Origin of the sequence: Blastococcus sp. CT_GayMR16, from assembly GCF_004570875.1 — a bacterium.
Classification (GTDB): Bacteria; Actinomycetota; Actinomycetes; order Mycobacteriales; family Geodermatophilaceae; genus Blastococcus_B.
The window spans coordinates 1-15,743 of the sequence record NZ_SPQK01000024.1 but is presented as its reverse complement, the minus strand read 5'-3'; the positions used below and the strand labels follow the sequence as shown (position 1 = coordinate 15,743).

The 15,743-nt window shown below is 72.8% G+C and carries 14 protein-coding genes; 6 read left to right on the top strand and 8 right to left on the bottom strand.

Annotated elements, in window-relative coordinates; translation table 11 throughout:
- The first annotated feature begins 41 nt into the window (after positions 1-41).
- Both E4P38_RS19965 and E4P38_RS19960 read left to right on the top strand, forming a co-directional pair.
- A complete protein-coding gene (locus E4P38_RS19965) occupies positions 42-683 on the top strand; it encodes a hypothetical protein (RefSeq protein WP_209309219.1) in 642 nt (213 codons plus the stop codon).
- A gap of 94 nt (positions 684-777) precedes the next feature.
- The gene (locus E4P38_RS19960; protein WP_209309218.1) at positions 778-1,710 is read left to right on the top strand and encodes an alpha/beta hydrolase; all 933 of its coding nucleotides are present in this window, start codon (positions 778-780) and stop codon (positions 1,708-1,710) included.
- On the opposite strand, the gene E4P38_RS19955 is transcribed toward E4P38_RS19960, so the two are convergent.
- The 6 genes from E4P38_RS19955 to E4P38_RS19930 form a co-directional block, all read right to left on the bottom strand.
- Complete coding sequence (locus E4P38_RS19955) at positions 1,707-2,789, bottom strand: amidohydrolase family protein (protein ID WP_245161181.1); 1,083 nt, start codon at positions 2,787-2,789, stop codon at positions 1,707-1,709. The genes E4P38_RS19960 and E4P38_RS19955 overlap by 4 nt on opposite strands.
- A complete protein-coding gene (gene ffh, locus E4P38_RS19950; RefSeq protein ID WP_135133739.1) occupies positions 2,786-4,354 on the bottom strand; it encodes a signal recognition particle protein in 1,569 nt (522 codons plus the stop codon). The genes E4P38_RS19955 and ffh overlap by 4 nt, the downstream gene beginning before the upstream one ends.
- A 66-nt stretch (positions 4,355-4,420) precedes the next feature.
- Positions 4,421-4,612, bottom strand: a complete 192-nt coding sequence (locus tag E4P38_RS19945; RefSeq protein ID WP_135133738.1) for a hypothetical protein — start codon at positions 4,610-4,612, stop codon at positions 4,421-4,423.
- A 111-nt stretch (positions 4,613-4,723) separates the two neighbouring features.
- Positions 4,724-7,111, bottom strand: coding sequence for a [protein-PII] uridylyltransferase (locus tag E4P38_RS19940; protein WP_135133737.1), 2,388 nt, complete (start codon positions 7,109-7,111; stop codon positions 4,724-4,726).
- A gap of 96 nt (positions 7,112-7,207) precedes the next feature.
- Positions 7,208-7,546, bottom strand: a complete 339-nt coding sequence (locus tag E4P38_RS19935; protein ID WP_135133736.1) for a P-II family nitrogen regulator — start codon at positions 7,544-7,546, stop codon at positions 7,208-7,210.
- A complete protein-coding gene (locus E4P38_RS19930) occupies positions 7,543-8,901 on the bottom strand; it encodes an ammonium transporter (protein ID WP_135133735.1) in 1,359 nt (452 codons plus the stop codon). The genes E4P38_RS19935 and E4P38_RS19930 overlap by 4 nt, the downstream gene beginning before the upstream one ends.
- Before the next feature lie 326 nt (positions 8,902-9,227).
- Between E4P38_RS19930 and E4P38_RS19925 the strand changes: the two genes are divergently transcribed.
- Together E4P38_RS19925 and E4P38_RS19920 are read left to right on the top strand one after the other, a co-directional pair.
- On the top strand, positions 9,228-10,340 hold the full coding sequence (locus E4P38_RS19925) for a HoxN/HupN/NixA family nickel/cobalt transporter (RefSeq protein WP_245161180.1): 1,113 nt from the start codon (positions 9,228-9,230) through the stop codon (positions 10,338-10,340).
- Positions 10,337-10,684 (top strand): nuclear transport factor 2 family protein, encoded by a 348-nt coding sequence (locus tag E4P38_RS19920; protein WP_135133734.1) that lies wholly within the window; start codon positions 10,337-10,339, stop codon positions 10,682-10,684. The genes E4P38_RS19925 and E4P38_RS19920 overlap by 4 nt, the downstream gene beginning before the upstream one ends.
- On the opposite strand, the gene ftsY is transcribed toward E4P38_RS19920, so the two are convergent.
- Positions 10,681-11,865, bottom strand: coding sequence for a signal recognition particle-docking protein FtsY (gene ftsY / locus E4P38_RS19915; protein ID WP_135133733.1), 1,185 nt, complete (start codon positions 11,863-11,865; stop codon positions 10,681-10,683). The two genes, E4P38_RS19920 and ftsY, sit on opposite strands and share 4 nt — an antisense overlap.
- Positions 11,866-11,909: 44 nt before the next feature.
- Here ftsY and E4P38_RS19910 point away from each other — a divergent pair, with 44 nt between their 5' ends.
- Positions 11,910-13,565, top strand: coding sequence for an alkaline phosphatase D family protein (locus E4P38_RS19910; RefSeq protein WP_135133732.1), 1,656 nt, complete (start codon positions 11,910-11,912; stop codon positions 13,563-13,565).
- A 13-nt stretch (positions 13,566-13,578) separates the two neighbouring features.
- Positions 13,579-14,391, top strand: coding sequence for an endonuclease/exonuclease/phosphatase family protein (locus E4P38_RS19905; RefSeq protein ID WP_135133731.1), 813 nt, complete (start codon positions 13,579-13,581; stop codon positions 14,389-14,391).
- Between the two features lie 9 nt (positions 14,392-14,400).
- Here the strand turns inward: E4P38_RS19905 and E4P38_RS19900 are convergent.
- Positions 14,401-15,743 (bottom strand): AAA family ATPase (locus tag E4P38_RS19900; protein ID WP_167760640.1); only part of this gene is annotated, 1,343 nt, incomplete at its 5' end.

The following is a 15,743-nucleotide window of genomic DNA, read 5'->3' as shown; positions in this document are numbered from 1 at the left end:
CGAAGAGGGCGCCTGCACCCGGAGTACCCGAAGGGCACACCGTGGATGCTGTCGAGGTGGACCGCGGGACAGATGGCTCACGAGAGCGAACGGGCTACCGACGATCGGCCGGGTCGGCGCGGGGCGAGGCACGGCGCCGGGAACTGCTCGATCGCGTCACCGACGACCTGTCGGTCAACGGCCTGGTCGACTTCTCCCTCAGGCGTGCCGCGCGGGCGGCCGGTACGACGCACAAGGTGCTCCTCTATCACTTCGACGGAGTGGACGACCTGCTCGGACAGGCGGTCCTTCGATTGCGCGAGAGGCGCATCGTCAGAGGGCTGGCAGCGACGCGGGAAGCGGCGGGAGCCACGTCGTTGGCCGATCGCGTGCGCGCCGTCTGGCCGGTCCTCGTCAGCGAGGAAGCGCGGGTGCTCGACCAGGCGATCGGTCTGGCGATGTACGACCCGGACCGGTACGAGGGTCTCGGCCGGGGAGCGTCGAAGCAGTACCTGCCGTCGCTCCAGTCGCTGTGTCCCGAGGAGTGGTCCGACCGGCGCAAGCTCGAGGTCGCCGAGATGATCCTCGCGACGCTCCGGGGATTCCTCGTGGATGCCCGCACCAGCGGCGACACCGCCGGGATCGCAGCGGGGTTCGAGGCCCTGGCTCGGGCGTTGGAGCGCGAGGAAGCCGCGGGCCAGTAGGCGCCGGCCCTGCACTCCGGAACCACGGGGAGGTGCGGCCGCCTGGACACGATGCGAACCACGTGGTTCGCTTCGCCTCCGGAGCCTCGTCCAGGTGAAGGCGGTCGTGCAGATGCCCATGGAGCGCAAGAAGGCCCGCTTCGTCAGCGGCGACACCGAGTGCGCGGCCTGGTACTACCCGGGGACGAACGGAGCGTGCGTGGTCATGGCCGGGGGGATGGCCGTGACCAAGGAGCCGGGGACCGACCTGTTCGCGCGGCGCTTCCACGACGCCGGGTTCTCCGTCCTGGCGTTCGACTACCGCCATTTCGGGGAGAGCGGTGGAATGCCGCGCCAGGTCGTGCGCATCCGCGAGCAGCTGGCCGACTGGCAGGCCGGGATCAGCTTCGCTCGCACCCTGCCGGGAGTCGACCCGGCAAGGGTCGCGATCTGGGGGTTCTCGGTCTCGGGCGGTCACGTCCTGTGCGTCGCGGCCCGGAAGCTGGAACTCGCCGCCGCGATCGCGCAGACGCCCACCGCAGACGGACAGGCCGCCACGCGTAATGCGTTGCGCCACCAGGAACCACTCGCGCTGCTCCGCCTCATGGGCAGGGGGCTCCGCGATGCCCTTGGCGGCCTGGTCGGCCGTGCACCGTTGCTGGTACCACTCGCCGGAGCCCCGGGGACCGTTGCTGTCCTCACGACACCGGACGCCATCCACGGTGACGCGGCACTCGATCCCGACAACAGGTATCCCGAGTGGCAGCAGGCGGTCGCGGCGCGCTCGGCACTGCGCGTCGGGCTCTACCGGCCGGGGCGCTTCGCTTCGCGGGTCCGGTGTCCGCTGCTCGTCGTCGTCTGCGACCAGGACCAGTCGGCCCTCCCCGGGCCCGCCGCCCGTGCCGCGCAACGCGCGCCCCGCGGAGAGCTGGTCCGCCTGCCCGGCGGGCACTACGCCCCGTTTGCCGACGCGCACGAACCGGCGGCCGACGCCGAGCTGTCCTTCCTGCGCGAGCACCTGCTCGAGTACGCCGGAAGGCCGGGCTAGACGACGATGCGACCTCTCAGCAGCATCCGCTGCGGTCGCTGCAAGGTGTCGAGGTCGGCCCGCGGGTCGCTGTCGTAGACGACCAGGTCGGCCGGCGCGCCCTCCTCGATGCAGGCGAGCCCCAGCCACTGGCGGGCAGCCCAGGAGGCGGCGGCCAGCGCGGCCTCGGCCGGGATCCCGGCGGCGTGCAGTGCCCGCACCTCGTCGGCGATGACCCCGTGCTCGATGCCGCCTCCGGCGTCGGTGCCGGCGTAGATCGGCACCCCCGCCTCGAAGGCGGCCCGCACGACCGCGCCGGAGCTCGCGTACAGCCGGCGCATCGTGCTGGCGTAGGCCGGGAACTTCGTCTCCCCCGCCTCGGCGAACCCGGGGAAGTTCTCCACGTTCACCAGCGTCGGGACGACGGCGGTGCCGCGGGCGGCCATGTCGGCGAGCAGGTCCTCGGTCAGCCCGGTGCCGTGCTCGATGCAGTCGATGCCCGCAGCGATCAGGCCGGGCAGCGCATCGGTGCCGAAGGTGTGCGCCGTGACCCGGGCGCCCTCCTCGTGCGCCACCGCGATCGCGGAGGCCAGGACGTCGGTCGGCCACTCCGGCGCCAGGTCCCCGACACCACGGTCGATCCAGTCACCGACGAGCTTGACCCAGCCGTCTCCGCGTCGCGCCTGCACGCGGACCTCGGCGGCCAGGTCGCCCGGATCGACCTCCACCGCGAGGGCGGGGATGTAGCGGCGCGGGGCGGCGATGTGCCGCCCCGCGCGGATGATCCGCGGCAGGTCCGGCTCGTCGTCCAACGCCCGGGTGTCGACCGGCGAGCCGCAGTCGCGCAGCGCCAGCACCCCGGCCGCACGCTCGGTCAGCGCCTGCGCGCGGGCGGCGGCGAGGTCCTCGACCGAACCGCCGCCCGAGGCGATCCCGACGTGGCAGTGGGCATCCACCAGGCCGGGCACCAGCCAGCCGCCGCGGCTGACCGTCTCCGCACCGAGGACCGGCTCGAACGTGATCCGCCCGTCGCGCACCCACAGGTCGCGGTGCTCGCCCTCGGGCAGCAGCACCCCCGACAGGTGCAGCACCGACGTCACCGGCCCGGCCGCTCGTCCCCGGGCTGGTCGAAGTTGAGCTTGGTCAGGTCGGGAAAGCCCTGCCCCGGCGGGAGGCCGGGCATGCCGCCGGGAAGCCCGGTCGGGAAGCCGGCGCCGGGCGGCAACCCGGGAGCACCGCTGGGCCGGCGGGCCGGGCCGCCGGAGCGCGCCTTGCCCTTCCCCTTCTTGCCCTTCTTGGGCTGGGCCTGGATCTGGCGCCCGCGCTGCTTCTTCGACATCGGCCCCATACCCGGCAGGCCCATGCTGCCGGCCATCTGGCTCATCATCTTCTGGGCCTGCGTGAACCGCTCCAGCAACTGGTTGACGTCGGTCACGCTGACCCCGGAGCCGTTCGCGATCCGCACCCGCCGCGAGGCGTTGATGATCTTCGAGTTGACCCGCTCGGCCGGCGTCATCGACTGGATGATCGCCGCGGTGCGGTCGAGGTCGCGGTCGTCGACCTGCTTGAGCTGCTCCTTCATCGCCCCGGCGCCGGGCAGCATGCCCAGCAGGTTGGCGATGGGACCCATCTTGCGGATCGCCATCATCTGCTCGAGGAAGTCCTCGAGCGTGAAGCCCTCCCGGGACGCGAGCTTGCCGGCCATCCGCTCGGCCTGGTCGGCGTCGAAGGTCTTCTCGGCCTGCTCGATGAGCGTGAGCACGTCGCCCATGCCGAGGATGCGCGAGGCCATCCGCTCGGGGTGGAAGACGTCGAAGTCGGTGAGCTTCTCGCCGGTCGAGGCGAACATGATCGGCTGGCCGGTGACGTACCGCACCGAGAGCGCGGCACCACCGCGGGCATCGCCGTCGAGCTTGGTGAGGACGACGCCGGAGAAGCCCACCCCGTCGGCAAAGGCCTGCGCCGTGGTGACGGCGTCCTGACCGATCATCGCGTCGACGACGAACAGGGTCTCGTCGGGCTGCACCGCGTCGCGGATGCCTGCCGCCTGCGCCATCAGCTCGGCGTCGATGCCCAGCCGGCCGGCGGTGTCGACGACGACGACGTCGTGCATGGTGCGGCGGGCGTGCTCGATGGAGTCCGCGGCCACCCGGATCGGGTCGCCGACGCCGTTGCCCGGCTCCGGCGCGTAGACGTCGACGCCGGCCTGACCGGCCACCACCGAGAGCTGCTGGACGGCGTTCGGGCGCTGGAGGTCGGCGGCGACGAGCAGCGGCGTGTGGCCCTGGCTCTTCAGCCAGCGACCGAGCTTGCCGGCCAGCGTCGTCTTACCGGAACCCTGCAGGCCGGCGAGCATGATCACCGTCGGCGACGTCTTGGCCAGCCGGATCCGGCGCGTCTCGCCACCGAGGATCTTGATGAGCTCCTCGTTGACGATCTTGACGACCTGCTGGGCAGGGTTCAGCGCCTGGGAGACGTCCGCCCCGCGGGCGCGCTCCTTGACGGCGTCGATGAAGGCCCGCACGACCGGGAGCGCGACGTCGGCTTCCAGCAGCGCGATGCGGATCTCCCGCGCGGTGGCATCGATGTCGGCCTCGGTGAGCCGACCCTTGCCGCGCAGGCCGGTGAAGACCTTGTCCAGGCGGTCGGAAAGGGTCTCGAACACAGCACGTCCTCGGAAGAGTCAGATCGTGGCGCCGGCCGCGCCACCTGACCCCAGGGTATCGAGCCTTCAGGCAGCGACGCGGGCCCACACGGTCGCGGACGTCGCGGCCACGTTCCCGATCAGCAGCGCGGCACCGCAGTCGGCGCAGGCCCACTCCGGGCAGTCGCCACCGTCGTCGGTGTGGCCGTCGGCGCACGGCGGCTGGACGAACTCACGGATCTCGCCACACGGCGGGCAGGGCCAGGAGCGGCTGTCCACGGGGGCTCCTCTCGGCTACGGCACGGCTAGGGCACGGCTAGGCACTCGGTCAGGGGGACCATTCCGTCCCGTCCTGCGACCGTCGCACGCCCCACCGACAGAACCGGAGAACTAACCCGGCGTGTCCGCCCAGCCGGCCGCGAGCGCGCCCTCCTCGGCGGCTCCCCGGGTGGCGGCCACCAGGGCCTGCTCGACGCGGCCGCGCTGGTCGGGGTCCACCGCCTCACCCGAGGGGTTGCAGACGTAGAAGCAGTCGACGGCATCCGCGCCGAGCGTCTCGATCCGCGCCGAGGTGACGTCGAGCCCCTCCCCGGTGATCGCTGCCGTGAGCCGGTACAGCAGGCCCGCCCGGTCACCCGCGCGCACCTCGACGATGCCGGTCGCGGCGCCGCTGACCTCCCCGTTGTGCCAGGAGATCCGCGGCGGTGCCGAGCGGACGGCGTCCTGGCGGTAGTCCGCCTCCCGCTGGCGGAGCCGCTCGGCCAGCGGCAGAGTGCCGTCCAGGGCGGCGCGCATCGCGTCGGCCAGGATCTCCGGCACCGGCGCCCGGCCGAACCGGGGCCGGACGGCGAAGACCCCGGTGCCGTAGCCGTCCTCGACCGACATCTTGGCCGCCCGGACGTCGAGCTGGTTGAGGGCGAGCACGCCGGCGCAGGTGCTCAGCAGACCCTGCCGGTCGGGTGCGCCGATCGTGACCTGCTGGCCGTCGGCGACGTCCTCGATGCCGACGGTCACCGCTCCCGTCGCCCCCGGGAGGTCCGGAGCCTGCGCGGTGACCTGTGGTCGGGTGGGCTCCAGCACCGGCTCGGGTTCGGGCATCGGCCCGCCGCCCAGCTTCGCCTGGATCCGTGCCACCAGCGCGGCGACGAGGTGCGCCTTCCAGGGCGACCAGGCCGAGACGCTCGTCGCGGCGCCGTCGGCCTGGGCGAGGGCGTGCAGCAGCTGGAGTGCGGCGGGGTCGTGGCCGATCGTCGCGGCGACGCGGTCGATGGTGGCCGGGTCGTCGATGTCCCGGCGCGTGGCCGTGGCCGGGAGCAGCAGGTGGTGGCGCACCAGCACGGCCAGCGTGGCGACGTCCGGCGGCGAGAAGCCCATGCGGGTGCCGATCTCGGCGGCGATCGGCTCTCCGACCACGCTGTGGTCTCCCGGCCAGCCCTTGCCGATGTCGTGCAGCAGCGCGGCGACCAGCAACAGGTCCGGCCGGTCGACGTCGCGGGTCAGCTCGGCGGCGGCCGCTGCCGCCTCGACGAGGTGGCGGTCGACGGTGAACCGGTGCCAGGGGTGGCGCTGCGGCAGGGAGCGCACGCGGTCCCACTCCGGGATCAGGCGCGACAGCAGGCCCTCCTGGTCCAGCTGCTCGAGCAGCGGCACGGCCGCGCGACCGCTGGCCAGCAGGCGGAGGAAGGACCAGCGCACCTCCGGCGGCCAGGGCTCGGGCATCGGCGGGCTGTGCACCGCGAGCACCTTGAGCGTGTACGGCGAGAGGAGCAGGTCCGCCCGCGCCGCGGCGGCCGCGGCGCGCAGCAGGAGACCGGGGTCGGCGGCCGGACGTGCGTCGCGGGCGAGCACGACCTCGTCGCCCTGGCGGACGACGCCCTCGGCGAGCGGCTCGCGGCGCACGCGCCGGTAGCGCCCGCGCGGGCGGCGCACGAGCGCAGCCTCCACGCGACGCCAGGTCTCATCCGCCACGAACGCCAGCCGCCGTCCGGCCAGGCTGACCTCGCGCAACAGGGTGTCCTCGTCGGCCAGGCCCAGGGCGTCGGCCACGGGCCGCTGCTCCTGGCGGACGAGGACGTCATGCGCACGTCCGGTGCGCCGGCGGAGCTCGTCGCGCACGTCGAGCAGGAAGGAGTAGGCCGCCTCGAGCTCGGCGGCGGGCTCGTCACCGAGCTGGGCCGCCGCGATCGCCCGGAGGACCTGTCCCTCCCGGAGACCGCCGTAGGCCTCCTTGATGTCGGGCTCGAGGAGGAACGCGAGCTCCCCCAGCTGGCGGGCCCGATCACGGCGCAGGTCGCGCAGCTGCGGGAGCAGCCGCGAGGCCGCCTGCCGCCAGCTGGCCAGCGTCGCCGTCCGCAGCCGGGCCGCCAGGTCGGCGTCCCCGGCGACCAGCCGGACGTCGAGCAGGCCGAGCCCGGCCTTCACGTCGGTGGAGGCGACCGCGACGGCCTCGGGGATCGAGCGGACGGAGTGGTCGAGCCGGACGCCGGCGTCCCAGATCGGGTACCAGAGGGCATCGGCGACGGCGGCGATCTCCGGCCGGCCCTCGTGGACGAGGACCAGGTCGAGGTCGCCGTGGGGCGGGAGCTCCCGGCGGCCGAGGCTACCCACGGCCACGAGCGCGAGCCCGTCGAGGCCGGTCCGCGGCGGCGGTCCGCCCCGCCGCTGCTTCGGCGCCGGAGTTCCGGTGACCGCGTCGCCGAGGAGGCCGGACAGCCAGGAGTCGACCGCCGCCGTGCGCTCGGGGCGCGGAAGCCCGGGCAGTGACTGAAGGTCCAGCACGTCTCCCCCTCGTCCATGACAGTCGACCGGGGTGGCGGGCGATCCCACCACCCCGGCCGACGGAGTGTTCAGTGCCGGTGGATCAGAGCGCCGACGTCACAGAGCATCGTCGCCGCGTTCGCCGGTCCGCACGCGGACCACCTCGTCGATCGTGGTCACCCACACCTTGCCGTCGCCGATCTGGCCGGTCGAGGCGGACTCGACGACCGCGTCGACGACGCGGCTGGCGTCGAGCTCGCTGACGACGACCTCGATGCGGACCTTCGGCACGAAGTCCACCTGGTACTCCGCCCCGCGGTAGACCTCGGTGTGCCCGCGCTGCCGGCCGAAGCCCTGGACCTCGCTCACGGTGAGACCGGCGATGCCGATCAGCTCGAGGGCGTTCTTGACGTCGTCCAGCTTGAACGGCTTGACGATGGCAGTGATGAGCTTCATGCCCGGACCCCTTCGGTGTTACGGGCCTCGGCGTGCGCCTGGCCGGCCAGAGATGTTCCCCCACCGCTGCTTCCGCCCAGGGAGGCGAAGTCGTACGCGGTCTCGGCGTGCTCGACGCTGTCGATCCCGGTGACCTCGTCCTCCTCCTTGATGCGGAAGCCGATCGTCTTCTGGATGAGAAAGCCGATGACCAGCGTGAGGATGAACGAGTACGCCAGCACCGCGAGGGCACCGACGGCCTGGCGCCAGAGCTGGTCGACGCCCCCACCGTAGAAGAGCCCGTCGACGCCGGCCGTGGTGGCCGCCGAGGCGAAGAAGCCGACCGCCAGGGTGCCCCACAGACCGCCGACGAGGTGGACGCCGACGACGTCGAGCGAGTCGTCGTAGCCCAGCTTGTACTTCAGGCCGACGGCCAGGGCGCACACGACGCCGGCGATGAGACCGATGAGGATCGCGCCGATCGGCGTGACCGACGAACACGACGGCGTGATGGCGACCAGTCCGGCGACCACACCGGACGCCCCACCGAGTGAGGTGGCGTGACCGTCGCGGATCTTCTCCGTCGCCAGCCAGCCCAGCGTGGCCGCGCCGGTCGCCACCAGCGTGGTCACGAAGACCTCGGCGGCCTGACCGTTGGCCGACAGCGCCGAACCGGCGTTGAACCCGAACCAGCCGAACCAGAGCAGCCCGGCCCCGGCCATGACGAGCGTCAGGTTGTGCGGACGCATGGGGTCACGGCCGAACCCGCGGCGCTTGCCGAGCACGAGCGCGAGCGCCAGACCCGCCGCACCGGCGTTGATGTGCACGGCGGTACCGCCGGCGAAGTCGATCGCCAGCAGCTTGTTGGCGATCCAGCCGCCGGTCTCGGACTCCGCGCCGTTGAAGGCGAAGACCCAGTGGGCGACCGGGAAGTAGACGATCGTCGCCCAGATGCCGGCGAAGACCATCCACGGGCCGAACCGGGCACGGTCGGCGATCGCACCGGAGATCAGGGCGACGGTGATGATGGCGAAGACGGCCTGGAAGGCGACGAAGGCCATCGACGGGATGGTGAAGACCAACTCGCTGGCGGCGAAGCCGTTGTCGATCCCCTCGGTCCCGAGCAGGCCGTCGAGGCCGAAGAACTCGAACGGGCTCCCGACCAGGCCTCCGCCGACGTCGTCGCCGAAGGCCATCGAGTAGCCGTAGAGCACCCAGAGCACGCTGATCAGCGCCAGGGCCCCGAAGCTCATCATCATCATGTTCAGAACGCTCTTCGCGCGGACCATGCCGCCGTAGAAGAGCGCCAGACCGGGGGTCATGAGCAGCACCAGGGCGGCGCTGGTCAGGACCCAGGCGGTGTCGCCGGTGTCCACGGCAACCTCCTGACGGTGTCGGTGTGGCCCTGTCTGAGGGAAAGCCACGGAGAGGAGCCCGGGATACCTGGGGCACACCGGGCGAGGGTGGGGTGAGCTGTCGCTGCTCCGACGGAGCGGCGACGTGGCGCTCACCGTGCCGTCGCCGTGTTTCGGGGGCGGTCGCCGAGAAGTTTCGGGACGGTGAACTCCCGTCCGCGTGTCCGGTCGTTTCGTTCCAGTCGTGTTGCGCGACCGGCATCCAGTGACGTCGACCACACGGAGGGCTGTTCCGTCGTCCTCCCCGACGAGCTTGTTGCGAACAGTTCGCAGTAAGCTCCGCGACCGTGACCTCAGGAGTCCAGGCGGACCAGCGCGCAGCGACCACCGCAGCCCCGATGCCCGCGCGGGAACGACGGTCGCTCGCCGGGATGGCCGGGTTCGTCCTGCTCCTGCACCTCGTCGGCTGGGGCGTGCTGATCTTTGCCGTCGCCCCGCGCGACTACCAGCTCGGCAGCACCGGCGTCCTGGGCGTCGGGGTCGGCCTGACGGCGTACATGCTGGGTGTCCGGCACGCCTTCGACGCCGACCACATCGCCTCGATCGACAACACCACCCGCAAGCTCGTCGGGGACGGCACGTCCTCGGTCAGCGCGGGCTTCTGGTTCTCCCTCGGCCACTCCTCGGTCGTGTTCGCCGCGAGCCTGCTGCTCGTGGCCGGGGTGCGCTCGGTCGCCGGCGTCGTCCAGAACGAGGAGAACCAGGTCGGCCAGACCCTCGCCCTGGTGGGCACCATCGTGGCCGGCGCGTTCCTGGTGCTCATCGGCGTGATGAACCTCGTCGCCGCGGTCGGCATCGCCAAGGTGTTCCGCCGGATGCGCACCGGCGAGTACGACGAGGCCGAGCTCGAGCGGCACCTGCACAACCGGGGCTTCCTCGCCCGGATCCTCGGCCGCGTGACCCGGCGGGTCAGCAAGCCGTGGCACCTGTACCCGGTGGGCCTGCTGATGGGCCTCGGCTTCGACACCGCCACGCAGGTCGCCCTGCTCGTGCTCGCGGCCGGCTCGGCGGCGTTCGTCCTGCCCTGGTACGCGATCCTCGTCCTGCCGATCCTGTTCGCCGCCGGCATGAGCCTCTTCGACACCGCGGACGGCGTCCTCATGTCGCGGGCCTACGGCTGGGCGTTCCTCAAGCCGGTCCGCAAGGTCTTCTACAACCTCGCCGTCACCCTGCTGTCGGTGACCGTCGCCCTCGTCATCGGGATGCTGGTGCTCACCGGCCTGCTCGTCGAGCGCCTCGGCATCGACTCCGGCCCGCTGGTGTGGATCGCCTCGCTGGACCTCGGCTACGTCGGCTTCGGCATCGTGGGGCTGTTCGTCCTCACCTGGGCCGTGGCGCTGGCGGTCTGGCGGTTCGGCCGCATCGAGGAGCGCTGGACGCCGGAAGGACTGCCACTGTGACCACGCCGCGACAGATCGCCGAGGCCTTCTCCGGGCACCGGTTCCGTGAGGCCTATCCCGCCCTCGCCCCGGACGTCCGCTGGATCTCCGTCGGGGAGGGCACGCTGACCGGGCGCGACGCGGTCGTCGAGGTCTGCGAGGCCACGCTCAGGGAGCTCTCCTCGGGGACGGCGGAGTTCCAGCGCTTCGTCGTCATCGCCGGGACGGACGCCGCTGCGGTGGACGTGATCGGCCGATACGTGGACGCCGACGGCGAGGTCAGCCTCGTCTCCTCCTGCGACATCTACGAGTTCAGCGACGGGCTCGTCACGTCCATCACGTCCTACGCCGTCGAACTGGACTAGTCCTCGCCGCCCACCAGCGCCTCCGCGAACGCCCGGGGCTCGAACGGGGCAAGGTCGTCGGCCCCCTCCCCCAGCCCGATCAGCTTCACCGGGATGCCGAGCTCGCGCTGCACCGACACGACGATGCCGCCCTTCGCGGTGCCGTCGAGCTTGGTGAGGACGACGCCGGTGACGGTGACCGCCTCGGTGAAGACGCGGGCCTGGACGATGCCGTTCTGGCCGGTGGTGGCGTCGAGCACGAGCAGCACCTCCGTGACCGGCGACTGCTTCTCCACGACCCGCTTGATCTTGCCGAGCTCGTCCATCAGCCCCGACTTCGTGTGCAGCCGGCCGGCGGTGTCGATCAGGACGACGTCCACCTCGCCCTCGACACCGGTGCGCACCGCCTCGAAGGCCACCGAGGCCGGATCGCCGCCCTCGCGGCCGCGGACGGTCAGGACGCCCACCCGCTCGCCCCAGGTCTCCAGCTGGTCGGCGGCGGCGGCGCGGAAGGTGTCGGCGGCCCCGAGGACCACGCTCTTGCCGTCGCCGACGAGGACACGGGCGATCTTGCCGACCGTCGTCGTCTTGCCGGCGCCGTTCACGCCGACGACGAGGACGACGCCGGGCTGACCGTCGTGGCGGTCGGTGCCGAGGGTCCGGTCCATGTCGGGTCCGAGGACGGCGGTGAGCTGGTCGACCAGCAGGTCCCGCAGCCCTGAGCCCGAGGCGGTCGCCAGCACCATCGACTGCGTGCGCAGCCGGTCGACGATCTGCGTGGTGGCCGCCACCCCCACGTCGGCGGCCAGGAGGGTCTCCTCGACCTCCTCCCAGTCGTCCTCGGTGAGCTTCTCCCGCGCGAGAACGGTCAGCAGCCCCCGGCCCAGGGAGGACTGCGACCGCGCCAGCCGCGAGCGCAGCCGGATCAGCCGGCCCGCGGACGGCGGCGGGGTCTCGAACGTGAGCCCCGGCTCGGGCTCGGCCGGCGGCAGCTCCACGGACGGCGCCGCGTCCGGGACCACGGCGTCGGGCTGCTCGACCGGGGGTGCCGTGGGCTGCGGAGGCCGCGGGCGGGTCAGGGTCGTGCCCGCCGCCGCGTCGTCGTCCAGGCGCACGGTCCGGCGTCCCCGGCCGACCAGCAGGGAGACCCCGAGGATCAGCGCGACGACGAGGATCGCGATCGCGATCAGCACGAATTCCATGACCGGAGTCTCTCAGCACGACCCCGGTGAGACAGGCTGGACCCATGCCTTCCGATCCACGCTTCCCGGAGCTGCTGCTCGGGCCCCTCCTGCGCCACGTCGACCCGGTGTCGGCCACCCTGTGGGTCGAGACCGACCGGCCCTGCGAGGTCGAGATCCTGGGGCGCCGGGCACGGACGTTCTGCGTCAGCGGGCACCACTACGCGCTGGTGGTGGTCGAGGACCTCGAGCCGGGCAGCACGACTCCGTACGGGGTGCACCTGGACGGGGCGGCGGTGTGGCCGCCGCCGCAGTCGTCGTTCCCGCCGAGCCGGATCCGCACTCCGGGCGACGAGGGCGGCTTCCGCATCGCCTTCGGCTCCTGCCGCTACGCGACGCCGGGGACGGCCGACAGCGCCGATCGCATCCCGCCGGACGCACTCGACGCCTACGCCGAGCGCGTCGCGCACCAGCCGGAGGAGGCGTGGCCCGACGCGCTGGTGCTCCTCGGCGACCAGGTCTACGCCGACGAGCTGACGCCGCCGACCCGCTCGTGGCTGAGCCTGCGCCGGGGCGAGGAGGCGCCGCCCGACGCCCAGGTGAGCGATTTCGAGGAGTACACCCGGCTCTACGCGGAGTCCTGGAGCGATCCCGGCGTCCGCTGGCTGCTGTCGACGATCCCGTCGTCGATGATCTTCGACGACCACGAGATGATCGACGACTGGAACACCTCGGCGGCCTGGCGCCGCGAGGTCACCGCGGAGGACTGGTGGAGCGCCCGGATCAGCGGCGGCCTGGTCAGCTACTGGATCTACCAGCACCTCGGCAACCTCAGCCCACAGGAGCTGGCCGAGAACAAGACCTGGCAGGCCGTCAAGGGGCTGCACGAGGACTCCGATGACGCCGAGCCGATGCTGCGCGAGATGGCCGAGCGGGCCGACACCGAGCCGGCGAGCATCCGCTGGAGCTTCGTGCGGCACTGGGGTGACGCCCGGCTGATCATGATCGACAGCCGGGCCGGCCGGGTGCTCGACGAGCAGGGGCGCCGGATGGTCGACGACGAGGAGTTCGCCTGGATCGAGGCGGCGATGCAGCGGGGTGTCGAGGAGGGCGTGCAGCACCTGATCATCGGCACGTCGCTGCCCTGGCTGCTGCCGCACGCCATCCACAACATCGAGCGGTGGAACGAGACGCTCAACGTGCGGCACGAGGGTGCGTGGCGGGGCAGGCAGGCCGAGAAGCTGCGGCAGGCCGCGGACCTGGAGCACTGGGCCGCGTTCGGGGAGTCCTTCGAGCGGCTGGGCCGGGCGCTGACGTCGGTGGCCCGCGGTGACCACGGACCCGCCCCGGCGACGGCGCTCGTGCTCTCCGGCGACGTCCACCACGCCTACGCCGCGGAGCTCGTGCAGCCCGCCGGACTGACCGGCCGGGTGCACCAGCTGACGGTCTCGCCCCTGCACAACCAGGCGCCGCACCCGATCCGGGTCGGCTTCCGGATCGGCTGGAGCCGCTGGGCGAAGAGATTCACGGCGACCCTGGCGAGAGCGGCGAGGGCCGAGCCGAGCGTTCTCGAATGGGACAAGCAGGCCGGCCCGTTCTTCGGCAACCAGATCGGGGAGCTGGTGCTGTCGGGCCGGGAGGCGCGGTTCCAGCTGTCGGTGACCGATCTCGGTCAGCCCGACCTGCGCCAGGTCCTCGACCTGCCGCTCTCCCAGGGGTGACAGGCTTGCGCGCATGACTGGTGCTCCCGGAATGCGGCCGGCCCCCGGTCCCGACCAACCGCCCATCCCGGTGCGGCTGGTCTCGTTCAACATCCACCACGGCGTCGGGGACGACGGCCGGCACGACCTCCCCCGGCTGGCGACGGTCCTGGCCGCGGCGGACGCGGACGTGATCTGCCTCCAGGAGGTCGACCGGCACTTCGGTCCGCGCAGCGAGAACGTGGACCAGGCGCTGCTGCTCTCGCGGGCGCTGGACATGCAGCTGGCCTGGGGGCCGGCGGTCGACGAGCCCCGGCCCGGTGGTCAGCCGCGCGGCGAATACGGCAACGCCCTGCTCTCCCGGCTGCCCCTCCTGATCAGCGACGTGCACCGGTTGCCGGGCGGCGGGGAGCCGCGCAGCGCGCTGCGCACGATGATCGAGCTGGACGGCGGGGCGCTGTGGGTGACGACCACGCACCTGAGCCGCAAGAGCGGCGACCGCGCCGCCCAGGTGGCCGCGCTGGCCGAGCTGCACACCGGTCCGATGGAGACCGGCATCGTGGTCGGCGACTTCAACGCGGCCCCGGACGCGCCGGAACTCATGACGCTGCGGCAGAAGTTCGGCGACGCCTGGGAGCTGGCGAACGAGCGCGACGACCGGGCCGGCTGGAAGTTCTGGCAGCACGACGAGGGGAACACCCACCCGGCGCGCTCCCCGCACCGGCGGATCGACCAGGCCTGGGTGACCCAGGGCGTCGCCGTCGCGGCGGCACAGGTGCTGGACGGCGCGGGCGCGTCGGACCACCTTCCGCTGATGGTGGATCTCGAGGTCCGCTCCGGCGTCTGAACGGCTCGGCTACGCCGTCTCCAGCTCGCGCAGCCGCTGGCTGATGACGCCGGTGATGCCGTCGCCGCGCATGCTGACGCCGTAGAGGGCGTCGGCGATCTCCATCGTCCGCTTCTGGTGCGTGATGATGATCAGCTGCGACGTGGCGCGGAGCTGCTCGACGAGGCTCAGCAACCGGCCGAGGTTGACGTCGTCGAGCGCCGCCTCGACCTCGTCGAGCACGTAGAAGGGCGAGGGCCGGGCCCGGAAGATCGCGACGAGCAGGGCGACGGCGGTCAGCGAGCGCTCGCCGCCGGAGAGCAGCGACAGCCGCTTGACCTTCTTCCCCGGCGGCCGGGCCTCGATCTCGATGCCGGTGGCGAGCAGGTCGTCGGGCTCGGTGAGCAGCAGCCGGCCGTGGCCGCCCGGGAACAGGGTGGCGAACACGATCTCGAACTCGCGCTGGACGTCGGCGAAGGCCGCGGCGAAGACCTCGTGGATCCGCTCGTCCACCTCCCGGACGACGGTGAGCAGGTCGCGCCGGGTGGACTTGAGGTCCTCGAGCTGCGTGGCGAGGAAACCGTGCCGCTCCTCCAGCGCCGCGAACTCCTCCAGCGCCAGCGGGTTGACCTTGCCGAGGGTCGTGAGGTCGCGCTCGGCCTTCGCGGCCCGTCGCTCCTGGACGGCGCGCTCGTAGGGCACCGGGTCGGGCTCGGGCTCCCCCGCCGCCTCGGCCGCGGCCACCTGCTGGGGCGTGGGCGGCACCGGCGCGGCGGGCCCGTACTCGGCCAGCAGCGTCGGCAGGTCGACGCCGTACTCCTCGGCGGCGCGGATCTCCAGCGCCTCGATCCGGTACCGCTGCTCGGCGCGGGCGACCTCGTCGCGGTGCACCTCGTCGGTCAGCCGGTCCAGCTCGGCGGTGGCCGCGCGCACGCGGCCCCGGACCTCGAGCAGCTCCGCCTCGAAGGAACTCCGAGCGGACGTGAGCTCGTCGCGTTCGACGGCGGCCCGTGCCAGTGAGGTCGCGAGGGCGGCGAGCGCCGTCTCCGCGTCGACCCGCACGGAGGCGGCCACAGCCGCGCCGCGCTCCCGGGCCACTCTCGCCGCCGCAGCCCGTTCCCGGGCGGCCCGCTCCTGCCGGGCCTGGCGGCGCAGGGACTCGGCCCGGCCGTGCAGGGCGCGGGTCCGCTCCTCGGCGGTGCGGACGGCGAGCCGCGCCTCGGTCTCGCTCTGACGCGCCGCGGCGTCCTCGATGAAGGCCCGGCGGTCCTCGGGGCGGCCGGACAGGACGGCGTCGAGCTGCCCCTGCCCGACGATGACGTGCATCTCGCGGCCGATCCCGGAGTCGCTGAGCAGCTCCTGGACGTCGAGCA